General features: G+C 69.0%; 21 protein-coding genes. 13 read left to right on the top strand and 8 right to left on the bottom strand.

Annotation, left to right across the window (positions count from 1 at the left end; genetic code table 11):
• Positions 1–40: 40 nt before the first annotated feature.
• From EDC22_RS09905 to EDC22_RS09885, 5 genes are all read left to right on the top strand, one after another.
• Entirely contained in the window at positions 41–607 is a 567-nt protein-coding gene (locus tag EDC22_RS09905; RefSeq protein WP_165926858.1) for a TRAP transporter small permease, read from the top strand.
• Positions 604–1,881 carry a TRAP transporter large permease gene (locus EDC22_RS09900; protein ID WP_132806483.1) on the top strand — a complete coding sequence of 426 codons (1,278 nt, stop codon included), beginning with the start codon at positions 604–606 and terminating at the stop codon, positions 1,879–1,881. Before EDC22_RS09905 ends, EDC22_RS09900 begins: the two co-directional genes overlap by 4 nt.
• Positions 1,878–2,699 carry an IclR family transcriptional regulator gene (locus tag EDC22_RS09895; protein ID WP_132806482.1) on the top strand — a complete coding sequence of 274 codons (822 nt, stop codon included), beginning with the start codon at positions 1,878–1,880 and terminating at the stop codon, positions 2,697–2,699. The genes EDC22_RS09900 and EDC22_RS09895 overlap by 4 nt, the downstream gene beginning before the upstream one ends.
• The gene (locus tag EDC22_RS09890; RefSeq protein ID WP_132806481.1) at positions 2,696–4,768 is read left to right on the top strand and encodes a hydantoinase/oxoprolinase family protein; all 2,073 of its coding nucleotides are present in this window, start codon (positions 2,696–2,698) and stop codon (positions 4,766–4,768) included. Before EDC22_RS09895 ends, EDC22_RS09890 begins: the two co-directional genes overlap by 4 nt.
• Before the next feature lie 188 nt (positions 4,769–4,956).
• On the top strand, positions 4,957–6,507 hold the full coding sequence (locus EDC22_RS09885) for a hydantoinase B/oxoprolinase family protein (protein WP_132806480.1): 1,551 nt from the start codon (positions 4,957–4,959) through the stop codon (positions 6,505–6,507).
• Positions 6,508–6,697: 190 nt separating this feature from the next.
• Here the strand turns inward: EDC22_RS09885 and EDC22_RS09880 are convergent, their stop codons facing one another.
• The 7 genes from EDC22_RS09880 to hemP all read right to left on the bottom strand — a co-directional run bounded on the left by EDC22_RS09880 (position 6,698) and on the right by hemP (position 15,715).
• On the bottom strand, positions 6,698–8,293 hold the full coding sequence (locus tag EDC22_RS09880; protein ID WP_132806479.1) for an ABC transporter substrate-binding protein: 1,596 nt from the start codon (positions 8,291–8,293) through the stop codon (positions 6,698–6,700).
• Between the two features lie 12 nt (positions 8,294–8,305).
• The gene (locus EDC22_RS09875) at positions 8,306–10,660 is read right to left on the bottom strand and encodes a sensor histidine kinase (protein WP_132806478.1); all 2,355 of its coding nucleotides are present in this window, start codon (positions 10,658–10,660) and stop codon (positions 8,306–8,308) included.
• Positions 10,661–10,715: 55 nt separating this feature from the next.
• Complete coding sequence (locus tag EDC22_RS09870) at positions 10,716–12,542, bottom strand: ABC-F family ATP-binding cassette domain-containing protein (protein WP_132806477.1); 1,827 nt, start codon at positions 12,540–12,542, stop codon at positions 10,716–10,718.
• Positions 12,543–12,614: 72 nt separating this feature from the next.
• Positions 12,615–13,409, bottom strand: coding sequence for a heme ABC transporter ATP-binding protein (locus EDC22_RS09865; protein WP_132806476.1), 795 nt, complete (start codon positions 13,407–13,409; stop codon positions 12,615–12,617).
• On the bottom strand, positions 13,409–14,494 hold the full coding sequence (locus tag EDC22_RS09860; RefSeq protein ID WP_132806475.1) for a FecCD family ABC transporter permease: 1,086 nt from the start codon (positions 14,492–14,494) through the stop codon (positions 13,409–13,411). The genes EDC22_RS09865 and EDC22_RS09860 overlap by 1 nt, the downstream gene beginning before the upstream one ends.
• Entirely contained in the window at positions 14,491–15,441 is a 951-nt protein-coding gene (locus tag EDC22_RS09855) for a heme/hemin ABC transporter substrate-binding protein (RefSeq protein ID WP_132806474.1), read from the bottom strand. Before EDC22_RS09855 ends, EDC22_RS09860 begins: the two co-directional genes overlap by 4 nt.
• An 88-nt stretch (positions 15,442–15,529) precedes the next feature.
• A complete protein-coding gene (gene hemP / locus EDC22_RS09850; RefSeq protein ID WP_132806473.1) occupies positions 15,530–15,715 on the bottom strand; it encodes a hemin uptake protein HemP in 186 nt (61 codons plus the stop codon).
• 281 nt (positions 15,716–15,996) lie between these two features.
• On the opposite strand from hemP, the gene EDC22_RS09845 reads away from it, so the two are divergent.
• The 8 genes from EDC22_RS09845 to EDC22_RS09810 all read left to right on the top strand — a co-directional run bounded on the left by EDC22_RS09845 (position 15,997) and on the right by EDC22_RS09810 (position 22,112).
• Positions 15,997–18,171, top strand: a complete 2,175-nt coding sequence (locus EDC22_RS09845) for a TonB-dependent hemoglobin/transferrin/lactoferrin family receptor (protein ID WP_165926857.1) — start codon at positions 15,997–15,999, stop codon at positions 18,169–18,171.
• 97 nt (positions 18,172–18,268) lie between these two features.
• Positions 18,269–18,733 carry a hypothetical protein gene (locus EDC22_RS09840; protein WP_132806471.1) on the top strand — a complete coding sequence of 155 codons (465 nt, stop codon included), beginning with the start codon at positions 18,269–18,271 and terminating at the stop codon, positions 18,731–18,733.
• A 12-nt stretch (positions 18,734–18,745) separates the two neighbouring features.
• Positions 18,746–19,555 (top strand): MotA/TolQ/ExbB proton channel family protein, encoded by an 810-nt coding sequence (locus EDC22_RS09835; protein WP_132806470.1) that lies wholly within the window; start codon positions 18,746–18,748, stop codon positions 19,553–19,555.
• Entirely contained in the window at positions 19,545–19,934 is a 390-nt protein-coding gene (locus EDC22_RS09830) for an ExbD/TolR family protein (RefSeq protein WP_165926856.1), read from the top strand. Before EDC22_RS09835 ends, EDC22_RS09830 begins: the two co-directional genes overlap by 11 nt.
• Positions 19,935–19,942: 8 nt before the next feature.
• Positions 19,943–20,350, top strand: coding sequence for an ExbD/TolR family protein (locus EDC22_RS09825; protein ID WP_132806468.1), 408 nt, complete (start codon positions 19,943–19,945; stop codon positions 20,348–20,350).
• Between the two features lie 29 nt (positions 20,351–20,379).
• Positions 20,380–21,429 (top strand): energy transducer TonB family protein, encoded by a 1,050-nt coding sequence (locus EDC22_RS09820; protein WP_165926855.1) that lies wholly within the window; start codon positions 20,380–20,382, stop codon positions 21,427–21,429.
• A gap of 40 nt (positions 21,430–21,469) precedes the next feature.
• Positions 21,470–21,799: a heme-degrading protein HmuQ gene (hmuQ, locus tag EDC22_RS09815; protein WP_132806466.1), complete on the top strand. Its 330-nt coding sequence runs from the start codon at positions 21,470–21,472 to the stop codon at positions 21,797–21,799.
• Between the two features lie 82 nt (positions 21,800–21,881).
• Positions 21,882–22,112, top strand: a complete 231-nt coding sequence (locus tag EDC22_RS09810; RefSeq protein WP_132806465.1) for a hypothetical protein — start codon at positions 21,882–21,884, stop codon at positions 22,110–22,112.
• Here EDC22_RS09810 and EDC22_RS09805 read toward each other — a convergent pair.
• Positions 22,085–23,272: a pyridoxal-phosphate-dependent aminotransferase family protein gene (locus tag EDC22_RS09805; protein ID WP_132806464.1), complete on the bottom strand. Its 1,188-nt coding sequence runs from the start codon at positions 23,270–23,272 to the stop codon at positions 22,085–22,087. The two genes, EDC22_RS09810 and EDC22_RS09805, sit on opposite strands and share 28 nt — an antisense overlap.
• Positions 23,273–23,424: the final 152 nt, after the last annotated feature.

Here is a 23,424-nt window from a genome sequence, read left to right as displayed (position 1 = left end):
GTCGGGACCGCCTTGCCGACTGCGGGAGCGAAAGGCCGTCATGACAGCACCATCGACAGGCATCGCCAGGATCTACCGCGCCGTAATGGTCGGTCTGCTTGGCCTGATGATGGCGCTCCTGTTCGCCATCATGTGCGTGCAGGTCTTCTTCCGGTACGGACTGAACGCATCGCTGATCTGGGCCGAGGAGGTCTGCCGCTACCTGCTGATCTGGGTGTCGTTCTTGGCCTGCGGGATCGCCTATCAGCGCGGCGAGATCGCCGCGATGCGCATTCTGGTCGACGCGCTGCCGGCGCGGGCGGCGGCGCTGACCGCCGTCCTCGCCGACAGCGCGGTCCTCGTCCTGCTCGGCTTCCTCGTCGTCTACGGTTGGCGCTATGCGCAATTCGCCGACGGACAGCGAATGCCGGCCGCCGACTTCATCTGGAACGACATCCTCGGCGGCAGCGGTCCGGCAGGGCTGTCGCTGTTCTGGGTCTATGTGGCGATTCCGGTCGGGAGCGCGCTGCTGGCGGTCCATGTCGCGATCCATCTGGCCGGCTGCCTTGGCGCGCTCGTCTCGGGTGCCCGGCCAAGCTTCCCGGATGCCGGAGGAAACCAGCTGTGATCGCTTATCTGGGCGGCTTCACCGCCTTTCTTCTGATCGGCGTGCCGGTCGCCCTGGCGTTGGGACTGGCCTCGCTCGCCTACCTGTTCATCATCGGCCATACCCATCTGCTGATCGCCTTTCCGCAGCGGATGATCGCCGGCATCGATCAGTTCGTGCTGCTGACGATCCCGTTCTTCCTGCTTGCCGGCAGCTTCATGAATGCCGGCGGCATCACCGAGGAGATCGTCAAGCTGGCGCAGACGGTGGTCGGGCGCATCCGCGGCGGGCTGGCGGCGGTGACGGTTATTGCCAGCATGCTGTTCTCCGGCGTCAGCGGCGCGGCGACGGCTGAGGCCTCCGCGCTCGGAAGCGTGCTGATCCCGGCGATGAAGCGCGATGGCTACGATCCCCGCTACGCCGCCGCGCTGGTTGCCACAAGTTCGATCCTCGGGCCGCTGGTCCCGCCGTCGCTGGCCTTGATCCTGTACGGGGTCTTGTCGGGGACCTCTATCGCCGACCTGTTCCTCGGCGGCATCGGGCCGGCACTGCTGCTCTGCCTGGCGCTGCTCGTCTACGTGCTGGTCAAGGCGCGCATCGAGGGCCATCCGGTTTCGCCGGTGCTGCCGGCGGGCGAGCGACGGCGCTCGCTGATCCGCGGCCTGCCGGCGCTGCTCCTGCCCGTCATCATCGTCGGTGGCATCAAGTCCGGCGTGTTCACGCCGACGGAAGCGGCGGCGATCGCGGCGCTCTACGCGCTGCTGCTGGCGCTGGTCCTCTACCGGACGATGGGAGTCCGCGAGATGTGGATCGCGCTGTTCGAGACGGCGACTCTGTCGGCGGGAATCATGCTGATCGTCGCCATGGCCAGCATGACCGCCTTCGTGCTCGGCTTCGAGAACGTGCCGCGCCAGATTGCCCATGGTCTTCTGGGGATCACGCGCGAGCCGGCCCTGCTGCTGCTGCTGATCAACGCGCTCCTGTTGCTGCTCGGGCTGTTCCTCGAGCCGCTGGCGGCGCTGATCCTGGTGATGCCGATCCTGATCGAGGTGATCCGGGTGATCGGGCTCGATCCCGTCCAGTTCGGCGTGATGGTCGTTCTCAACCTGATGATCGGCATGATCACGCCGCCGGTCGGCCTGTGCCTGTTCATCGTCTCGGCGATCGGCCGTGTGCCGATCGAGGGCGTCAGCCGCGCCGCCCTGCCGATGATCGCGATCTGCATCGCCGTGCTGGTTCTCGTCGCCTTCGTGCCGGAGGTGACGCTCACCTTGCCAAGGCTGTTCCCGCAATGACCGACCTGATCGACCCGCCAGCCACCCCGAAAGCGTCGGTGGACGCGCATCCGCCATCCGGCATCCAGTCGCTGCGCGCTGCCTTCCAGGTGATCGAGGAGATGGCCGCGCTCGGCGAGCCGATCGGCGTCACGGACCTCGCCAAGGCGCTCGGCATGCCGAAGACCCGCACCTTCCGCTACCTGCGTACGCTGAAGGCGCTCGGCTACGTCTCGCAGGATCCTGCCACCGAGAGATACCGGCTGACACTGCGGCTGTTCCATCTCGGTCAAGCCGTCGCCGATTCGACCCGGCTGCTGACCGAGGCGCGCGCGGCGATGGTGCAGCTGCGCAGGGACACCGGCCAGACCGTCACGCTGTCGAGCGTCGAGCCGGAGGGAATGCGCGTTCTCGACATCGTGCGCGCCCATTCGCCGGTGCAGATCGTGACGCGGCCCGGCGCGCTGCTCGCATTCCATTCCTCCGCGCAGGGGCGCGTGGCGCTCGCCTTCGGGCCGGCGCGACTGTGGACCGCGGTACGCGGCAAGCCGCTGAAGCGCTGGACCCCGCACACCAACACCGATCTGAAGGTGCTGGAAGCCGAGGTCGAGGCCACCCGCCGGCGTGGCTGGGCCACCGCCCCCGAGCAGACGCTTGTCGGGGTCAACGCGCTCGCCGCACCGATCTTCGGTGCCGGCCGCGACCTCATTGCCACCATCACCGTCGCCGGCTCGCTGCAGCACGTGCCCGCCGAGCCGCCGGCCGCGCTCGTCGCCTCGGTGCTGCAGGCGGCGCGACGCATTTCCGAGAATCTGGGCTGCACGGAGTATCCTGCATGACGCGTTACGCCTTGGCGGTCGATATCGGCGGAACCTTCACCGATATCGTCCTCCTGTCCGACGACGGCCGCAGTTTCGTCGACAAGACGCTGACCACCCATCATGATCTGCTGGAGGGATTCTTCCGCGGTGTCGACATGGTGCTGGGGCGTGCCGGGATCGGTCCGGCCGCGGTGGACGACGTCGTCGTCCATGCCACGACCGTCGTCACCAATGCGCTCATCGAGCGCAAGGGCCCCCCGACGGCGCTGATCCTGACCCGCGGGTTCCGGGACGTGCTCTACATCCGCAACGAGCACCGCTACGACATGTACGATCCGCAGATCGAGTTCCCCGAGCCGCTGATCAGCCGCGAGCTGACCTTCACGCTGGCCGAACGCACCTATGCCGACGGCGGGATCGGGCTGGCGGTCGATCCGGCCGAAGTCCGGGTGATCGCGGAGGAACTGAAGGCCAAGGGGGTCAAGTCCGTCGCCGTCTGCCTGCTCAATTCCTACAAGAATCCAACCAACGAGAAGGCCGTCGGGGCGGCGCTGGCAGAGGCGGCGCCGGAGCTGTTCGTGTCACTGTCGAGTGATATCGCTCCGCAGATGCGCGAGTATCTGCGCGCCTCCACCACCGCGATCAACGCCTACACCGAGCCGATAACCAGGCCCTATCTCGAAGCCCTGACCGCGCGCCTCGCTGCCCGCGGCTTCGCCCAGCAGCCGCTGATCATGCTGTCGAGCGGCGGCGTGGTCGGCGCTGCGACCGCCGGACGCAATCCGGTGCGGATGATCGAATCCGGGCCGGCGGCGGGGGCTCTGGTGGCGAGCTACTTCTCGCGCCGCTTCGGCATTCCCGATCTGATGTCGTTTGACATGGGCGGGACGACGGCCAAGGCGTGTGTGATCCTCGACCACGAGCCGCTGGTCACCGGCGAGTTCGAGGTCGACCGGCGCTACCGGTTCAAGCCGGGCAGCGGCATGCCGATCACGGTGCCGTCGATCGACATGATCGAGATCGGCGCCGGGGGCGGCTCGATCGCCCGAGTCGACTCGCTCGGCCTGCTGAAGACGGGGCCGGACTCCGCCGGCTCCGATCCCGGCCCGGTCTGCTACGGGCGGGGCGGCACCGAGCCCTGCGTCACCGACGCCGACGTGGTGCTCGGCATCCTCGACCCGGACAATTTCCTGGGCGGCGACATGAAGCTCGACGCCGCTGCGGCGCGGACGGCGTTGGGGCGGCTCGGCGCGAAGCTCGGCGTCAGCCCCGAGAAGGCCGCGCTCGGTGTCTTCGAGGTGGTGTGCGAACAGATGGCCGCCGCCACGCGCGCCCATGCCACGGACCGCGGCGTCGACTATCGCGGCCTGCCGATGCTGGCCTTCGGCGGTGCCGGGCCCGTTCATGCCTGCAAGGTCGCCTCGCTGATCGACGCGAGCATGGTGATCTATCCGCCGCTTGCGAGCGTGCTGTCTGCCTTCGGGACGCTGGTTTCGCCAACCAGGATCGATCTGGTGCGCAGCGAACTGGCGCGGCTCGAGGCGATCGACTGGTCAAGGCTCGGCAGGACGCTTGACGCAATGATCGCCGAAGGCACGGCGGCGCTCGCGGAAGCGGGGTTGAGACCCGAGGAGGCGCGGTTCGGCTTCGCTGCCGACATGCGCTATGTCGGCCAGCAGTCGGAAGTCTCGGTGGCGTTCGACGCCGATCCGCGCACGATCGGCGATCCGGCCCGCCTGCGCGCGGCCTTCGAGGCGGAATACGAGAAGGTCTATGCCCTGACGCTCGCCGACATGCCGGTGGAGGTCGTCAGCTGGCGCGTGATCGCCCAGGGCAGGCCGCCGGCACGCGAGGCGAAGGTCGCCTTTCCGGCCGAACCGGCGCGCCCCAAGCGGACCCGACCCGTGCATCTCGCCGAAACGCCGGTCGACGTGCCGGTCTACGACCGCAATGCGCTCTGCCCCGGCCAGGCGATCGAGGGGCCGGTCATCGTGGAGGAGCGCGAGACGACGATCTTCGTGCTGGCGGGATGGCGGCTCGAACTCGACGACAGCGGCAGCCTCATCGCGCGCAAGCGGGCGGCCTGAGATGGAGTTTTGCCATGGCATCCAGAGTATCCGCCGTCATCCCGGCCGCAGCGGCGCGCAGAGCCGGTTTCGGGGGCGCGACGGTCATGCTGCCGTACCCTGCCGATCCCGGATCGACCGGGTCACCGTTCGGGTTGACGATCGGCAATGGTGACAGCCGTGACGGCTGAATCATGAGGCGTTGCGCAATGGACGGTATCGAACTCGAAATCCTCTGGTCGAATCTGATCTCGATCGTCAGCGAGCAGGCCCGCGCTCTGCAGCGGGTCGCATTCTCGCCAGTGGTGCGCGAGGCCGGCGACCTCGCCAACGCCTTGTTCGACAGGCGCGCCCGGATGGTGGCGCAGGCGGTGACCGGCACGCCCGGCCACATCAATTCGCTGGCGGCGGCAGCACGCAACCTCCTGAGGGAGATCCCGCCGGAAACGCTGAAGCCTGGCGACGTGCTGATCACCAACGATCCGTGGATGTCGGCGGGACACTTCTTCGACATTACCGTGCTGACGCCGATCTTCCGGAAGGGCAGGATCATCGGCTATTGCGGTTCGACCATCCATCACACCGACATCGGCGGCTACGGCGTCGGCTCGGGGGCGCGCGACATCCACGAGGAAGGCCTCTGGATTCCGGTGCTAAAGCTCTACGAGGGGGGAGTCGCTAATGCGACCCTGCATGCGATGCTGCGCCGGAACGTCCGCACGCCCGACGCCCTGTTCGGCGATCTCGGGGCGCAGGTCGCCAGCGGCCGCATCGCCGCGGAACGGCTCAACCTGATGTGCGACCGCTACGGGCTCGACGACATCGAGGAACTCGCCGACGAGATCATCACGCGCTCGGAGATGGCGACCCGCAAGGCGATCTCCCAGCTGCCGGGCGGCACCTGGCATGGCGAGAGCCGGTTCGACGTCCCCAGCGGCGAGATCATCACGCTGCATACGGCGGTCACCATCGACCGGGAGGCCGGAGACATCACCATCGACTTCGAGGGGTCGTCCGGACCCAGTCCGATCGGCATCAACGTCGTGCCGGCCTACACGCACGCCTACGCGACCTTCGCGGTGCGCTCGACGCTGAACCCCGAGCTGCCGAACAACTTCGGCTCGCTCGCCCCGATCAAGGTGGTGGCGCCGGATTCCTGCATCGTCAACGCGAGGTATCCGGCGCCGGTCAATGCCCGGCATGTGGTCGGCATGTATGTGCCGTTTCCGATCCTCAAGGCGCTGGCGCATGTCGCGCCCGAGCGCGTGGTGGCCGAGGGCTCCGGCGCGGTGTGGACGATCCAGATCCAGGGCCGCGACCGATCGGGCAAGCCGTTCACGAGCTCGATGTTCAACTATTCCGGCGGCATGGGCGCGCGGGCGATGAAGGACGGCCTGTCGGCGATCTGCTACCCGACCGGCGTTGCCGCCGTGCCGACCGAGGTTCTGGAGGCGGCCTTCCCGATCGAGTTCACCTGCAAGGAGCTGGCGCGCGGCACCGGCGGCGCGGGGCGTCAGCGCGGCGGCGACGGCCAGATCATCGGGTTCCGCATGCGCTCCGGCTCGACCTGGCTGCTCAATGCCATTCCGAGCCGGTTGAAGGAGGGGCCCGAAGGCCTCGACGGCGGGGGCAACGGCGCGCCCGGCCGCTACGAGATCAATGGCAAGCCGGTCAATGTCGCCCGCAAGCTGGAAATGCAGCCCGACGACGAGGTGCTGATGGTGACGCCCGGCGGCGGCGGGTACGGACGGGCGGCGTAGAGCCGCCCGATCAGGCTGCGGGCTCGCACCCGGTCGAGATCGGTGCGGTTGGCAAGCGCCACGTCCGCGCGACCGACGCTTCCTTGGGATCGCTGCATCATGCACTGCGGGTCGGCGACCGCCGTCGCGGAGCCGGCCCGGAGCCGCAACCCCAGATGGTTCCGTCCGGCGGCTGGCACGGCAGTCCGTTTCACGGCTTCAGGTCGACCCCGTCGAAGGGCTGCCGGCCGAGCGGATCCATCCTGAAACCCTCGACCTCCTTGCGTTCGGCCATGAACACCACCGAATGGGCCAGCGGCACCCAGGGGGATTCGCGCTTGAAGATCTCCTGCGCCTTGCGGTAGAGCGCCGTGCGCTCCTCCTGGTCAGATGTGAGCTTCGCCGCATTGACAAGGGCGTCGAACTCGGGATCGCACCAGCGCGCGACGTTGTTGCCGCCGATGCGTGCCGCGGTGCAGCCGAGCAGCACGTGCAGGAAGTTGTCCGGGTCGCCATTGTCGCCGGTCCAGCCATAGAGCGCCATCGCGTGCTCGCCGTTCTGCAGCGAGATTCGGTAATCGCTCCACTCCTGCGTGACCAGCTCCAGCCGGATGCCGATCCTGGCGAGATCGCTGGCGATCATCTCGGCGATGCGCCGTGCATCCGGGTTGTAGGGGCGGCTGACCGGCATGTACCAGAGGTCGGACTCGAATCCCTGCGGGTAGCCGGCCTCTGCGAGCAGTTGCTGGGCCGCCGCGATGTCGTAGGGGAAATCCTCGATATCGTCGTTGTAGGACCACAGGGTAGGCGGGATCGGATTCTTCGCCACCACTCCTGCGCCCCCGTAAACGGCGTCGATGATGGCCTGCTTGTCGATCGCCATGTTGATGGCATGGCGCACGCGCACGTCGTCGAAGGGCGGCTTCTGCGTGTTCAGCGCGAGATAGCCGATATTCAGCCCTTCCTGCTGCAGCAGCCGCAACGACGGATCCTCGGCGATACGGCCGATGTCGGCCGGATTGGGGAAGGCCATGACGTGGCATTCGCCGGCCTTCAGCTTGGTGAGCCTGACCGCGGCGTTGGGCGTGATCGAGAACACCAGGGTGTCAAGCGGCCGGCGGCCCTCCCAGTAGTCGTCGAAGGCGCCATAGCGCACCGCCACATCCTTCTGGAAACCGCGAAAGACGAACGGACCGGTGCCGAGCGGCTTCTCGTCGAGCAGTTCCGGCGTGCCGGCCTCGAGCAGCTGGGCGGCATACTCGGCCGACAGGATCGCGTTGAAGGGCATCGCCAGATTGGCGAGGAAGGGCGCCTCGGGTCGGGCGAGGGTAATGCGGACGGTACGGTCGTCGATCTTCTCGATCGACTTCAGCAAGTCCGGCATCCCCATGTCCTTGAAGTAGTCGAAGCGGCCGCCGGACACGCCGTGATAGGGGTGATCCTCCTTCCACTGCCGCTCGAGCGAGAACAGAACGTCGTCGGAATTCAGCGGCCGCGTTGGCGTGAATATGTCGTTGGACTGGAACCGCACGTTGTCGCGCAGGTGGAACGTGTATTCGGTGCCGTCCGGCGAGATCGTCCAGGAGTCGGCGAGCGCGGGCCGCAGCGTGGTCGTGCCGGGGATGAACTCGACGAGATTGTTGAACATCTGGCGGGCCGCATTGAGGCCGGTCGTCGTCGTGACGAGCTGCGGATTGAGCGATTCCGGGGTGCCTTCCGAACAATACACCAAGGTCTTGGCGCCAGCCGGCGCGGCGGCCTGGAGACCGGCCGCCAGTCCGGCGGCGAGAACGGCGGTACGTTTCACGCTGCTTCTCCCTCAGGCCTCTACGGGGACGTGGTGATCCGCCTCCGCATCGAGCGAGACGGGAAGCTCGATCACGAAGATGGTGCCGCTGCCCGGCGTGCTGTCGATGTCGATCTTGCCGTGCAGCGTATTGGTCACGAGATTGTAGACGATGTGCAGTCCGAGGCCCGTCGATCCGCGGCTGCGTCCGGTCGTGAAGAACGGGTCGAACACGCGGTGCAGAAACGCCGGGGCGATACCCCGGCCGTCGTCGCGAAAGACGATGCGCACCATATCGGCGGCCGGCTCGTCGACGACGAGTGTCATCCGGCCGACCTGTCCCTCGTCATAGGCGTGGGTGAGCGCGTTCATGATCAGGTTGGTCAGAACCTGACCGAGCGCACCGGGATAGGTATTCATCTCCAGGCCGTCCCGGCAGTGTATGTCGAGCACATGGCCGGACCTGCGCAGGGCCGGGCCGAGGCTGGTGGTCAGCTCGTCGAGCCAGGTGCGCATGTCGAAGCTGCGCCGCCCGCCGCCGGCCTGATCCGCGGCGACCTGCTTGAAGCTGTGGACAAGCTCGGCGGCCCGGTTGAGGTTGGCGAACAGCAGCGTGGCGCCCTCCGACATCCTCTCGGTCAGACGCTTCAGATCCGAGCGGCGGAGCTGGCCGCTTCCGGCCGCCCGGTTGAAACGCTGCACCTCCTCGGCGAGCTGGGTGCCCGTGGTCAGGGCAATGCCGATCGGCGTGTTGATCTCGTGGGCGACGCCGGCAACGAGCTGGCCGAGCGAGGCGAGCTTCTCGGCCTGGATGAGATCGGCCTGCGCGCGCTGCAGGTCCGTCAGGGCGCTGTCGGCGCGCTCCTTGGCGCGCATCAGCGCCTGCTCGCGCTTGCCGATCTCGGCGACGAAGAAATTGGCGGCCCGCGCCATCTCGCCCAGTTCGTCGCGCCGGTCGGCGTCGGCAATCGGGCGGGCGAGCGGGTCGGCGGCGAGGTCCACCATGCCCTGCTGTACCCTGAGCAGCGGCCGGGTGATCGAACGGGCAACGACATAGGCGGTGGCGGCCCCGAACAGAAGGCCGGCCGCAGCGCCGAAGATCAGGATGTTGCGGATGGTGTCGCCGATCTTCTCGGCGTCCGAGGTGAACAGGTCGTTGAGGGCCCGCGCGCCCTGCACCATGGTCACGGCGGTGCCGTCCATCTCGGCGATGCGCGCGTTCTGCTGGCGCAGCACCTCGGTCGCGTTGGACAGGCCATCGCGCCATTGATCGACAGCGTCGATCATCTCGCTCTGGATCAGCGGCGAGATCGGCAGCGAGGCGACGCGTTCGGCGAGGCTGGCGCTTTCCTGAAGGATATGGGAGGTCGCCTGCGTGTCGCGCTGCGACAGGGCGGCCGCGGTCCGCTGGCCCAGCTTCAGCACTTCCAGCGCGACGTTCTGGGTGGTGCGCTCGGTCTCGTTGGCCTCGACCGAATAGGCGACGAGCTGGGCGATCTCCTCGTAGAGCGCCCGCTGCTCGGTAGTCTTCACCTTTAGCAGCCGGTCGGACCATTCGGCGATGCGTTGTCCGGCACCCGAGATCGCATGATCCGCGATCAGGATCCGCTGCGGGCCGGCATTCAGAAATCCGTTGATCGCCGTTTCATAGTCTGCCCACAGCGCCTTCAGCGTGGCGATCGCCGGGGGATCGCGCGGCCCGAGCGTCGCCTCGAGGACCGCCACGGCATGGCCGAGGCGGGTCAGATCGAAGGCGAGCTGCCGCTCGCGGGTCTCGGTGATGCCGGGCCGCGAGGTCAGCAGCAGCATGGCCGCGTGCAATTCGGCCGATACCACCGCCGTGCGCAGCTCCTCGGCGCTGTCGACGAGCCGGCGGATCAGCCGGAAGCCGGCGTCGCGCTCGCGCAGGGTGGCGATGATGTCTGCATTGGACGAGCGCTGCCGCTCGCGCGCCTCCTCCGACAGCGCGATGAGTTGCGCCACGCGCTCGGCCATCTCGGCGAGCAGCCGGTCGTATTCGACGGTCGACTGGATGAACGCCGACATGCTGTCGACATAGCGGGTCAACGCCTCCTGCGAGGCGGCCGCGGCATCGCGCAGGGCCGGCGCACGGGCGACGGCGGCCAACTGTTCGAGATTGCCGCGGGCATCGCGGGCGTACGAATTGAAACGCTCGACCTGCGGGCCACGGTTGGCCGGCGAGGCATTGATGTACTCGTCGCGGGCGATCATCGCGATCAGCAGATTGCGGTAGGTGGCACCGGCCAGCACCGCGCCGGACCGCGCCCGCTCGGCCTCGTTCAACAGGATCCACGCCACCGCCGCGATCGCCGCCGCTATGGCAATCGGTATGCCGCCAACGAGAAACACCCGGTAGGTGATGCGCATGCGCGCTGTTGTAACGCGACGTGAGGATGTCCGCCATCATCTCCTGCAAGGCGGCTCAGCTTCCGGTCTCGACCTCCTCGCGGAGCAGTTCCAGTTCCAGCCAGCGCTGCTCGGCGCCGGCCAGCTCCGCCTCGGCGGCCTGAAGCTCGGCGGTCAGCCGTGCGAAGGCGTCGCGATCGCGGGTGTAGATCTGCGGATCCTCGAGCCGGCGGCGCAGCGTCGCCACCGCCGCCTCGAGCTCGGCGATCCGCGCCGGAAGCGTCTCCAGCGCGAACTTGTCCTTGTAGGACATCCGCCGCTTCGGCTGATGGGGCGTCGGCGCGGTAGCAGCGGGTGCTGCGTCCGGGCGCTGACGGCGGGGTCGGCCGGTGCCTTCGTCGCCCTCGGCCGACCCGCCGCGCCGCTGCGCGAGCATGTCGGAATAGCCGCCGGCATACTCGACCCACCGCCCATCGCCCTCCGCGGCGATGACCGAGGTGACGGTGCGGTCGAGGAAGTCGCGGTCGTGGCTGACCAGCAGCACGGTCCCGGCATAGTCGGCGAGAAGCTCCTGCAGGAGGTCGAGCGTCTCGAGATCGAGGTCGTTGGTCGGCTCGTCGAGCACGAGCAGGTTGGAGGGCCTGGCGAAGGCCAGTGCCAGCATCAGCCGCCCGCGCTCGCCGCCTGACAAGGCCTTGACCGGCGAGCCCGCCTGTTCGGGTGCGAACAGGAAGTCCTTCATGTAGCTGACAACGTGACGCGGCTTGCCGTCGACGATGACCTGATCGCCGCGTCCGCCGGTCAGCGTATCGCGCAGGCTCATGTCCGGGTCGAGTCTGGCGCGGCGCTGGTCGAGGCTGCCGATCTCGAGATTGGTGCCGAGCCGCACGGTGCCGGAATCGGGGGCAAGATCGCCGGTCAGCATCGACAGCAGCGTGGTCTTGCCGGCCCCGTTGGGGCCGACGATGCCGACGCGGTCGCCGCGCTGGATACGGGTCGAGAAGCCGTCGACGATGCGGCGATCTCCGTAGGACTTGCAGATCGCGTCGGCTTCGATGACGAGCTTGCCCGAGACCGCTGCCTCGGCGGCGGCCATGCGCGCGGTGCCGGTCGCCCGGCGATGCTCACGGTGCGCCTTGCGCAGATCCTGGAGGGCCCGCAGACGGCCCTGGTTGCGCCTGCGTCGGGCCGTGACACCGTAGCGCAGCCAGTCCTCCTCCATCGCGATCTTGCGCCCGAGCCTGTGCAGATCGCGCTCCTCCTCCTCGAGCAGCCCGTCGCGCCACGCCTCGAAGCGGCTGAAGCCGGCATCGAGTCGGCGCGTGGTGCCGCGGTCGAGCCAGATGGTGACGTCGGACAGGGCCTCGAGGAAGCGGCGGTCGTGGCTGATCAGGACCAGGGCGGCGCCGGACGCCTTCAACTCCTGTTCCAGCCATTCGATCGCCGGCAGGTCGAGGTGATTGGTCGGTTCGTCGAGAAGCAGGATGTCCGGGCGCGGCGCCAGCGCGCGGGCGAGCGCGGCGCGGCGCGCCTCGCCGCCCGACAGTCTGGCGGGGTCCTCCCCGCCGGTCAGGCCGAGCGCCTCCAGGAGTCGGCGCGCTGCATGTGGATCGTCGGCCGGGCCGAGGCCTGAGGTGACATAGGCGAGCGTCGTCGGTTGGCCGCCGAGGTCCGGCTCCTGCGGGAGATAGCGCAACGTCCGGCCCGGCTGGACGAAGCGGCGCCCGGAATCGGCCTCCACCGCGCCGGCGGCGATCTTCAACAAGGTCGACTTTCCGCAGCCGTTGCGCCCGACGAGGCAGATGCGCTCGCCGGCGCCGACCGACAGCTCGGCGCCCGTCAGCAGCGGCGTGCCGCCGAAGGTCAACCGGATGTCCTGGAGGAGCAGGATCGGAGGTGCCATGGCCGCGGAGGTAGCCGCTCGCCCGCTCCGCCGCAAGGGGGCGTCGCGACGGGGGCCAATGCGCGGCGGGCGCTATCGCCCGTCCATGGCGCTGTGCGGCAGGACGAAGGGCGCCCCGCCGAGGGGGGCGACATTCACCCGCAGCCGGACGCCGAACACCCGGTGCAGAAGCGCGTCGGTCAACACCTCCGCGGGTGGCCCGTCGGCAACGATGCGGCCGTCGGAGACGACGACGATCCGGTCGGCGAACAGGCTCGCCATGTTGAGATCATGCAGGATCGCCAGGGCGCCGCCACCGGCGGCGGCATGGTCCCGGGCGATGGACAGCACCTGGAACTGGTGGCGGATGTCGAGATTCGAGGTCGGCTCGTCGAGGAACAGCCAGCGCGGCTCGCCGTCTGCCACCGGCTGCCGGATCTGGCACAGTACCCGGGCAAGATGCACGCGCTGCTGTTCTCCGCCCGACAGCTGCTGATAGAAGCGCGGGCCGTAGCCGGCCAGTCCGACCAGGTCCAGACTCTCTGCGATCCGGTCGGCGGCGCGACCCTGGTCGCCGGCCGCGACCCGGCCACCGAGCTGGACCACCTCGTGGACGGTGAACGGGAAGGCGAGCTGGGAAGCCTGCGGCAGCACGGCGCGCCGGGCGGCGAGGTCCGCCTCCCGCCAGTCGCCGATCGGCCGTCCCGCGAATCGCACGCTGCCGGCACTTGGGACGAGATCGCCGACCAGCACCCGCATCAGCGTCGTCTTGCCGGCGCCATTCGGTCCGACGATCACGGAGAGTTCCCCGGGACGCAGGGCGATGGCGACGTCGCTGAGGATGTCGCGTCCGCCGAGACGCACGCAGATGCCGCTTGCCTCGATCATCACAGGTCCACGATCGCCCGCTGCCGCAAGAGCAGCCACAGGAAGAACGGCGCGCCGAGGATCGCGGTGACGATGCCGATGGGAAGTTCGGCCGGGGCGACGACGGTGCGGGCCGCCATGTCGGCGGCGACCAGGAGCGCGCCGCCGAGCAGCGCGCTGGCGGGAAGCAGGCCGGCGTGGCGCGGCCCGATGACGAGGCGCAGGAGATGGGGGACGACGATACCGACGAAACCGATCGGCCCCGCCACCGCCACCGAGGCACCGACCGCCGCCGCTACGGCGAACACCGAGAGCCGTTTCAGCGATTGCACCGGGACGCCGAGATGGCGGGCCTCCGCCTCGCCGAGCAGCAACGCATCGAGACCGGCGGCGAGCTTCGGCAACGCTGCCAGGACGACCGCAAGGAACAGCGCCGCGACGGCGACCTTGTCCCAGGTCGCGCCGGCGAGGCTGCCGAGGCTCCAGAAGGTGAAGTCGCGCAGCTGGCGGTCGTCGGACATGAAGACGAGAAGGCCGGTGGCGGCTCCGGCGAGGGCGGCGATGGCGATGCCGGCGAGCAGCATGGTGGCGACAGAGGTGCGGCCGCGCCGGGTGGCGATCCTGTAGAGGGTGATCGTCGTGACGAGGCCGCCGGCGAAGGCGGCGACCGGCAGCACATAGACCGTCATCCAGGGGGCGATCCGGGTGAGGCTGCCGGTGCCGAGCACGATCACCGACACCGCCGCCAGCGCCGCGCCCGAGGTCACGCCGACGAGGCCGGGATCGGCGAGCGGGTTGCGGAACAGGCCCTGCATGACGACCCCGGACACCGCGAGCGCCGCGCCCACGACGATGCCGAGCAATGTGCGCGGCAGACGGATGTCGAGCACGATCAGCGCGTCGCGCGCCTGTGCGGCGTCGAGCGCGTCCGTGGTCAGGTGGCGCGCCACAACCTCGAGCGCGCGGCCGGGGATGAAGCCGGTCGGCCCGACGGCGAGCGACAGCAGCGCGACGACACCGAGCAGCACGGCGAGGCCGGCCGACAGCGCGATGGCGAGCCCCGTCCGGTCACCGGGCGCCCGGCCAATTGCGGCGCCGACGCTCATGGTTCCGTCTCACCTGTCGTCCAGGAGCGGGGCTCGAGGTCCGGCAGCTCCAGCGACGGGTAGATCGCCGCGGCGAGATCGCGGACGGCGTGGGCGATCCGCGGTCCGAAGCCGAGCAGGTAGAGCCCATCCATCGTCACCAGCCGGTGCATGGTCGCGGCCGGGGTCGCGGCGAGCGCCGGGTGCGCGAAGACCTCCTGCGGGCTCGCTGCGTGGTCGCCGCGCGCCATCATCACGATGACGTCGGGCGCGGCCTCGAGTATCGCCTCGTTGTTCACCGGCTTGAACCCGGTGAAACCCGTGAGGGCATTGGTTGCGCCGGCGAGCTCGATCATCGTTGCGGCCGACGTGCCGTCCCCGGCGGCGAGAACGCGGCCGTCCGATAGGCTGAGGATGAACATCACGCGTGCCTTGCGCGGAACGTGCTGGACGGCCCGTCGGACGGTCTCGAGATCCTCGGCGACCAGGCTGGCCAGCCGATCACCGCGCTCGGGCACCTCCATCGCCTCGGCCACGAACCGGATCTTCGCCAGCGCGCCCTCCGCGCCGGGCTCGCTCGGCACCAGCACAAAGGGAACCGAGGCCTTCTCCAGGAGCTCGATCGTCTCCGGCGGTCCCGAGCCTTCTTCTGCGAGGATCAGCGTCGGCGATGTGGACAGGACGCCCTCGGCCGACAGCGCGCGCATGTAGCCGACCACCGGCTTTTCGCTCAACACGCCGGGTGGATAGAGGCTGGTGGAATCCACCGCGGCGACGCGGTGGCCCAGTCCGAGCGCGTAGATGATCTCGGTGACGGACCCGCCGACGGACACGACGTGACTGGAATCGGCGATCTCGACGTGTCGGTCGTCGGCATCGACGACTTCGACGGCTCCGGCGGGAACGGCCGCGGCGGCGAAGATCGCCACTGTCGCGGCAGCTGCGAGCGTCGGTGGGAGGCAAGGCATGCGGACAACTCCGGGCTGGTATGCGGGTCGGCATGGCTCGGGTGGCAGGCAGTGCGGTCAGGACTCGAGATCCTGCCCCCCTTGCCGTTCACTTGTTGAGGATCAGCTTCCCCTGGCGCGTGATCCGCAGGATGTAGCGCTCGCGGTTGTGGACGATGACGACCTCGCGAGCTCCGCGGAACAGTTCGGCCGAATCGAGGCTGACCGGCTCTGCCACCGGTTCTGGCGGCACGACTCCGCCGCGGGTGGCGGGGCGGGTGGGATCTGGTCGCATTGCAGTCTCCAGGATCTCGCGACGGCATCCGGCTCGGCCGGCCGGACCCGTGCGGTTTCAAACTTGACTGTAATAGTCGCATTAATCTAGAACGCAACTATCGTCGGGTTCTCGACCGCGTGACCCGGCAGTGGCGCCAGTCGCCGTCAGCGAGCCAAAGACCCCGCGTCGAGTAGCCAGCCGCGTTTCCTCAACGGGAAGCGCTTCTGTCAGCTACCAACGGCTTGGGGGTACGGATGTCTAAGTGGAATGGAGGGCGCGCAGTGGCCCGGACGGTGCTGATGATGAGCACCGCCCTGGTTCCGGCCGGCGCTGCCCTTGCGCAGGAAGCCGATGTGACCAGCGAAGCGGCGGTGCTGCTCGAGGAGATCACCGTCGTTCCGAGCCGCACCGAGCAGGAAGCCGTCGAGGCGCTTGCGTCGGTCAGCGTGGTGACGCCGGAAGAGCTCAAGATCCTGCAGCCCACCGACACCGCCGACATCTTCTTCGGCATGCCGAATGTCGGCACCAGCGTGTCGCAGGACGCAACCGGTGTCGGCACCAGCATCAACATCCGCGGCCTCCAGGATTTCGGCCGGGTGCAGGTGATCCTCGACGGGGCGCGCAACAACTTCCAGCGCAACGACCATGGCTCCACCTCCACCGTGTGGATCGAACCGGAGATGATCGAGGCGGTCACGGTGGTGCGCGGCCCGACCTCCAACACGTACGGCTCCGGCGCCATCGGCGGCGTGGTCGTGTTCGACACCAAGTCCGCTTCGGACTTCCTCAAGCCGGACGAGGTCGCGGCCGGTTCGGTCAAGGGCCGCTACGAGACCAATGGCGACGGCTGGATGGCGAGCGCCACCGGTGCGGCGCGCTACGGTCAGACCTTCGACGTGATCGGCAACGTGCTCTACCGGACTGCCGACGACTACAAGGACGGCGACGGTACCGTGGTGCCGTTCAGCCAGTACGAGGTGCTCGGCGGCATGGCGAAGACGCAGATCCGACCGGCCGACAACCACGAGATCACGCTTGGCTGGATCGGCAGTCGCGACGACTGGTACGAGTCCGGCATTGTCCAGGACGTCCAGCTCGAGCAGAACCAGTTCACCGGAAAGTACACCTACGCCGCGCCCGAGACCCCGTGGATCGACTTCACCCTGAGCGGCTTCTACACCGACGCCGACCAGAAGCAGACGGCACTGGTCGGCTCGACCCGCTACGATCAGGTGACCGGCCTGCCGGTGTTCGTGCCCCCCGGCTCGACGCGCGACTTCACGCTCGGCACCTACGGTTTCGATGTGTGGAACAATGCGCGGTTCGACACCGGGGCCTGGCGGCACACGCTGACGGTCGGCGGCGATTGGGTCGAGGATGACGCGGAGACGATCGACGCTCTGGGCGGCGCCGGCGTCTACAACCCGTCCGGCACCCGGTCGGTCTACGGCGCCTACATCCAGGACAAGGTGGAGTTCTCGAACTGGCTCGAGATCATCGGCGCGCTGCGCTGGGACGGCTACAAGCTTGACGGCACCGGGCCGAGCACAGGCGTGTCGAGCAGCGGCGACCGTGTCTCGCCGCGCCTGTCGGTCGGCGTCAAGCCGTTCGAGGACTCGTTCCTGGCCGGCACCCAGCTCTACGGCACCTATGCCGAGGGCTATCGTTCGCCGAGCATCATCGAGACGTTGATGACCGGCCTGCATCCTGCCGGTGTGGCCTTCCCGTTCCTGCCCAACCCGAACCTCATACCGGAAACGGCGAAGACGTGGGAGATCGGCCTCAATTACGCGCGCGACAACATCCTCAATCCGGGTGACGGGTTCCGCGCCAAGGCATCCTGGTTCCACAACGACGTCGACAACTATATCGGGCTGGTCTACCTGTCCCCGTTCGTGCCCGGCAGCGGCTGTCCGTTCGTTCCGCTGCCCTGGGCGATCCCGATCTGTGCCCAGTACCAGAACATCGACAAGGTCGAGATCGAGGGTTTCGAGCTCGAGGCGCTCTACGACACGGGCTGGATGTTCACCGGCGTGCAGCTGGCCAGCATCCAGGGCCAGGACATGAGCGGTGGCACGCCGACCCCGTTGTGGTCGATCCCGCCGAACCAGGTCACCGGTCGCCTCGGCTTCCGCGCGCTCGACCAGAAGCTCGTGTTCGGCGCGGAGGCCCAGATGGTGATGCCCTACGACAACCTCGCCTTCGTGCCAGGGGCTCCGTTCCGGCCGTCGATCATCGATGGCTACACGCTGGTCAACCTGTTCGCCTCCTATGAGCCGAACTATGAGCCGAACGACAACCTTCGCTTCGATATCAGGCTCGAGAACCTCTTCGACACGACCTACGGCAACTACCTGAACGTCGCGTCCGGTTCGCCGATCTTCCAGCCCGGCTTCAACGCCAAGTTCGCCGCGACGCTGCGCTTCGGGGTCGTCGGCGAGCAGGTCGCCGAGGCCGAGGTCTACAAGCCCTGAGATCACGGAACCGGACCCTATGTCACGCAACACACACTCTCCGGACCAGGCCGTCCCGGTGTCGGGGGATGCGGGTGCGGCCGTCAGGCAGCGTGAAGTGACACGGGGTCCGTGGCCGGTCGCCGGGTCGGTACGGGCGCTCCTTCTCCTCCTCGCCTGCATCGGCCCGGCGGCTGCCGCCACAACCGACGAGCCGCGCGGACGGCTTGATCTCGAGCTCAACCGGCTCGAGGACATCGACGGCGGCTGTCGTCTGACGCTGATGTTCACCAATGGGCTCGATGTCAACATCGAGGCGATGTCTGTCGAGACCGTGCTGTTCGACGCCGAGGGGCGGGTGATCCGCTTCCTGCTGCTCAAGCCGCGGCCGCTGTCGTCCGGCCGTACGCGCGTCCAGCAATTCGACATCCGCGATCTCGCCTGCCCAGCCATCGCCCGGGTGCTGCTGAACGACGTGACGGATTGCGTCGGCGAGGGGCTCGACCCCGCGACCTGTCTCGCCGCGATCAACGTCACCAGCCGCGACGGGGTCGCCTTCGTCACGGCGGTAGCCGGTGACTGACCGGAGGAGAGCATGGACGAGACGACGGGCGGGTCGGCCGGCCTCGGTATAACGCCAGGGCCGGAGTCGCTGCCAGGTGGACCGGGCGATGTCGGCACGGCCGTCGGGATCGCGCCGCACAGCGCGGCGGGAGACATTCTGACGAGCCTCGGCGGCCTCCTCGATCTCGGCGGTCCGATCGTCGCGATCCTGCTGGCGTTGTCCGTGGTCGCGCTGACCATCGTCATCGCCAAGCTTCTCCAGTTCGCCCGGTTCGGGCGGCGCAATCGGCGCGCCTGCGCGCGGGCGGTCGGGATGTGGTGCCGGGGCAACATCGACACGGCGCGGCAGGAGATCGCGGCGCTCGGCGGTCCGATCGCAGGTGTGCTGAGGGTGGCCATGGACGGGCTGGCCGAGGCGCGCGACGCAGCGCATGTGCGCGAGCGCGTCGAACAGGCCGCATCGCAGGCGCTGGCAGCGTCGCGATCCTATCTGCGTGGTCTCGAGGCGATCGCGCAGGCGGCGCCGCTGCTCGGCCTGCTCGGCACGGTGATCGGCATGATTGACGCCTTCAAGGTTCTGGAGGCAAGCGGTGGCGACGTCGATCCGGCGGGGCTGGCGGGCGGCATCTGGGTGGCGCTGCTGACAACCGCGGTCGGTCTCGGGGTCGCGATCCCGATCTCCTTCGTGCTGCACTGGTTCGATGCGCGTGTCGACGTCGAACGCCAGGAGCTGGAGCGGCTGGCCACGGCGGTGCTCACCCACCCGCCGCGTCCGGCCCCGCCACGCGAGGCCGATCCCGTGCCGATCAGGCCGATGGGGGCCAGGATCCATGCGGGTTGAGGCTGCCGGGCCGAAGCGCCGGGGTACAGGGCTGACGGCGCTGATCGACGTGGTCTTCCTGTTGCTGCTGTTCTTCATGCTCGCCTCGACCTTCTCGCGCTTCGCGATCGTGGAGGTTGCGCTTGGCGGGCGCGCGGGCGTTGCACCGGCCGCGGATGTCGTCGCGGTGCTTCTCGGCGTCGATGGCGAGGGCAATCTGCACGTCAACGGTGCCCGCGTCGGGCCGGAGGCGCTTGCGGAGGCGTTGCGCGCGGCGACAGGAGGCGAGCCGGCCCGAATTCTGGTCCGGCCGGCCGCCGGGGCGAGTGTGCAGGACATCGTGCGGGCGCTGGAGCGCGCCAGGTCTGCTGGCGTGGGCGACGTTATCCTGGTGCGGTGAGGCGGCGCATGCGGCTTGTCAGCACTCCACGTCCGCGCACCGACGACGGCGTCGTGCCGCTGATCAACGTCGTCTTCCTGTTGCTGATCTTCTTCCTGATTGCCGGGACGCTCATGCCCCGCGCCGACTTCCGGGTCGACTTCGCCCGCACCGCCGAGAGCCCGGCGAGCCGGCCACCAGCCGACGCGATCTATGTCTCGCAGGCGGGCTTCGTCTCCTGGCGCGGTCAAGCCCTGTCACCCGACCGGCTCGGCGAGGCGGTGGCCGCCGATCCTGCGCTGGACCGGTCGGCACCACTGCCGGTGGTGCTCGACCGGGCCTTGCCGGCCGGGGACCTCTCCGCGATTCTCGCCGCGCTCGCCGGTGCTGGCGTTCAGCAGGTGCGGCTCGTGACCCGGCGCGAGGCCGGCCGATGATCAGCGCCCGGCAATGGATCGTCGCTGCCGTGCTGGCGATCGGCCTGCACGCCGCGCTGTTCGGCCTGGCGATGCCCTCGCAGGAGCTGGCGATGGAACGCTCGGCCGGGCGCGCGGGGGCGGTCTGGGGTCTGCCGATGGCCTCGATCGCCGACGTGCTGGACCCGGAGGATATGGCACAGGCGGCTGCCGACCCCGGCGAGACCGCCGAAACCGATCCAATCGAACCGACGGCGGCGCAGCCCGTCGCGCCGACTGCGGCCGAGACGGTGTCGGAACCCGCCGAGCCGACCGAGCCGGTGAGCGCACCCGCCGCCACGGCAGGACCTGTCAGCCCGGCAGACGCGGCGGAGCCGCTCACGCCGCAGGTCGCAGCCACCGAGCCCGAGGACGCCGTTGCCGTCAATGCCTGGGACGGCGGGTTCGCAGTGGCCGAGCCGGTCGCTGACGTCGAGACGGCGGCAAGCGAGCCGGCCGAGCGGTCCACTGTGACGCTGACGCCGGTGGCCGACGCGGACGCCATCGCCGCGCGCGACGAGGTGCCCGTGCCGATGGCGCGCCCTGCGGATGTGCCGCGCGTCGAGACGACACCGGCAAGACCGCGGGCAGCACCCGCGCCGCAGCGCGTTGCGAAGCAGGCTGAGCCCCGTCCGGTGCAGACCCGACCGGCAGGCCGGCAGCAGCCCGCGACGGGCCAGAGCGGCAGCCGGCCGGGTACCCGTAGCAGCGCAGCACCGGCTGGCGAGCAGGTCGGCAGCGGCGGCACCCGCGCGGCGGACGGCGGGCGCGCCATCCTGTCGTCCTACGCAGGCCGGGTCGCCGCCCACTTGCAGCGGTTCAAGCGCTACCCCGACGCGGCGGCCCGCCAGCGGCTTTCCGGCACCGCCGTCGTCACCTTCACGCTCGCGGCCGACGGGCGGGTGCGGGCCAGCAAGCTCGCGCGCCGGTCCGGGCAGGCGGTGTTCGACCAGGAGGTGCTGGCGATGGTCCAGCGCGCGTCGCCATTCCCGCCGATTCCCGTCGAGAGCGGTCGGTCGGTCTACACCTTTACCGTGCCCGTGCACTTCAAGCCGCGCTGACGCGCACCAGATATCCCATCATCAAGGAGAGGGACTGACGATGTTTCTGGCAATGAACCGCTTCAAGGTCGCCAAGGGGTCGGAGGCCGATTTCGAGGAGATCTGGCGCAGCCGCGACAGCCATCTGAACGCTGTTCCGGGTTTCGTGGAGTTTCACCTCCTCAAGGGACCGGAGCGCGAGGATCACACGCTCTATGCCTCGCACACCATCTGGCGCACCAAGGCCGACTTCGAGAACTGGACGAAGTCGGAAGCCTTCCGCATGGCGCACCGCAACGCCGGACAGTCGAAGGTGCTCTATCTCGGCCATCCCGAATTCGAGGGCTTCGAGCCGGTGATCGAACTGGTGAAGTCGCCCGCCGCCGCCTGACGCAACGGCCGTGCGGCGCCGTGCCGTCGCCATGCACCCGCAGCGGTGTCCGGGTGGCACCCGGACGCTGTCGCGGACAGACATGACGTGGCCGCCGCAGCAGACGCGGGCAGGCGTTGTGCTCCTGTCCGTGCTGCCGAGCGAGCCCGCTTCGGTCGACGCGCCGTCGGCTTGGTGTCTTGGCGCGCCGCGCAGCGGGTTGCTGGTCGGACACGTCACGGCCAGCGACACGGTGGTCGCGGCCGCCGTCGTGGCTATGGCGGAGGAGTTCGATACGGCTGCCGCTCAGGCCGGGACCGAGGCTGCGAGGTAGTCCACCGCCGCCTGCACGGCTCCCTGACCGTGCGGGATGTCCAGCGCCTTCAGCCCCATGTCGATCGCACCCAGCATGCCGAACAGCATCGGCGCGTTGCAGTAGCCCATATGGGCGATGCGCAGCGCCTTGCCCTTCAGCTCGCCGATGCCGCCGCCGACAGTGACGTTGCATTTCTCCAGGCAGTAGTCGAGCAACGCCGGCTGGCTGTAAGCCTCGCCGATCAGTACGGTGGTGATCGACGGCGAGCGGGCGGACGCGTCGCGGATGTTGAACTCGAGCGCGCCGCCCTGCGCCCACACCGAGACCGCGCGGCGGGTCGCCTCGGCGAGCAGGGCGTGACGCTTCCAGGCATTCTCCAACCCCTCGGAGAGCAGCATGTCGAGCGCCTTGCGCAGGCCGAACAGCAGGTGCTCGGGCGGCGTACCGCAGTACTTCTGGTAGTGCAGGGCGCCCTCGCGGGCAGTCCAGTCCCAGTACAGCGTGCGCAGGTCCGCGGCCTTGTGGGCGGCGAGCGCCTTGTCGCTGACGCCGAGGAAGGCAAGTCCTGGCGGCGTCATCAGACCCTTCTGGGCGGCGGCGACGCAGACATCGACCCGCCAGGCATCCATCTCGAAGGGCATGCAGGCGAGCGAGGCGATGGTGTCGACCAGGAACAGGGCATCGTGACCCGCCGCGTCGATGGCGGCGCGGATCGCCGGAATGTCATTGACCACGCCGGAAGCCGTGTCGATCTGGACAACGAGCACGGCCTTGATCGTGCGTCCGGTGTCGGCCCTGAGGCGGGCCTCGACCTTCGCCGGATCGACGGGGTCACGCCAGGTGCCCTCCAGCGTCTCGATGCGGACACCGAGCATGCGCGCCATCTCGCCCCAGTTGTGGGCGAAGCGGCCGCTTTCCAGAACCAGCACGGTGTCGCCGCGCGACAGCACATTGGTAAGCGCCGCCTCCCAGCCGCCATGCCCGTTGGAGGCATAGATGTAGGTCCGCCCGGCAGTGCGCATGACGGTGCGCAGATCGGCCAGCAGGCTGTCGGTGATGCCGACGAGCTCGCCCGTATAGATCTGGATGGCCGGACGATGCATCGCCCCCAGCACCTCGTCGGGGATCGTGGTGGGGCCGGGGATGCCGAGAATGTCCCGGCCGGTGCGGACGGTCATGGTCTGTCTTCCTGCGGAATATGCGGCGGGCCGCCGGCACGGCGGACCGGGCGGCCGGGCGCCGGCCGCAGCCGGTGCTTATCTCCGGTGCGCGGTGCCGTGGTCAAGGGCACCGCCTTTTTGATCGGCGTTTCCCGGTGGCTGGTCTGTCC

The sequence above is a fragment of the Tepidamorphus gemmatus genome (genome assembly GCF_004346195.1).
Lineage (GTDB): Bacteria > Pseudomonadota > Alphaproteobacteria > Rhizobiales > Tepidamorphaceae > Tepidamorphus > Tepidamorphus gemmatus.
Note: the sequence above shows the minus strand (reverse complement) of the source record. Positions and strands in the feature narration are given on the sequence as shown.

Coding starts and splice junctions, on each gene's coding strand:
- EDC22_RS09875 (WP_132806478.1), bottom strand. CDS start 10,660: ATGCGCATCACCTACCGGGTGTTTCTCGTTGGCGGCATACCGATTGCC.
- EDC22_RS09865 (WP_132806476.1), bottom strand. CDS start 13,409: ATGATCGAGGCAAGCGGCATCTGCGTGCGTCTCGGCGGACGCGACATC.
- EDC22_RS09890 (WP_132806481.1), top strand. CDS start 2,696: ATGACGCGTTACGCCTTGGCGGTCGATATCGGCGGAACCTTCACCGAT.
- EDC22_RS09905 (WP_165926858.1), top strand. CDS start 41: ATGACAGCACCATCGACAGGCATCGCCAGGATCTACCGCGCCGTAATG.
- EDC22_RS09810 (WP_132806465.1), top strand. CDS start 21,882: ATGACGTGGCCGCCGCAGCAGACGCGGGCAGGCGTTGTGCTCCTGTCC.
- hemP (WP_132806473.1), bottom strand. CDS start 15,715: ATGCGACCAGATCCCACCCGCCCCGCCACCCGCGGCGGAGTCGTGCCG.
- EDC22_RS09805 (WP_132806464.1), bottom strand. CDS start 23,272: ATGACCGTCCGCACCGGCCGGGACATTCTCGGCATCCCCGGCCCCACC.
- EDC22_RS09845 (WP_165926857.1), top strand. CDS start 15,997: ATGATGAGCACCGCCCTGGTTCCGGCCGGCGCTGCCCTTGCGCAGGAA.
- hmuQ (WP_132806466.1), top strand. CDS start 21,470: ATGTTTCTGGCAATGAACCGCTTCAAGGTCGCCAAGGGGTCGGAGGCC.
- EDC22_RS09855 (WP_132806474.1), bottom strand. CDS start 15,441: ATGCCTTGCCTCCCACCGACGCTCGCAGCTGCCGCGACAGTGGCGATC.
- EDC22_RS09825 (WP_132806468.1), top strand. CDS start 19,943: ATGCGGCTTGTCAGCACTCCACGTCCGCGCACCGACGACGGCGTCGTG.
- EDC22_RS09830 (WP_165926856.1), top strand. CDS start 19,545: ATGCGGGTTGAGGCTGCCGGGCCGAAGCGCCGGGGTACAGGGCTGACG.
- EDC22_RS09870 (WP_132806477.1), bottom strand. CDS start 12,542: ATGGCACCTCCGATCCTGCTCCTCCAGGACATCCGGTTGACCTTCGGC.
- EDC22_RS09860 (WP_132806475.1), bottom strand. CDS start 14,494: ATGAGCGTCGGCGCCGCAATTGGCCGGGCGCCCGGTGACCGGACGGGG.
- EDC22_RS09895 (WP_132806482.1), top strand. CDS start 1,878: ATGACCGACCTGATCGACCCGCCAGCCACCCCGAAAGCGTCGGTGGAC.
- EDC22_RS09885 (WP_132806480.1), top strand. CDS start 4,957: ATGGACGGTATCGAACTCGAAATCCTCTGGTCGAATCTGATCTCGATC.
- EDC22_RS09835 (WP_132806470.1), top strand. CDS start 18,746: ATGGACGAGACGACGGGCGGGTCGGCCGGCCTCGGTATAACGCCAGGG.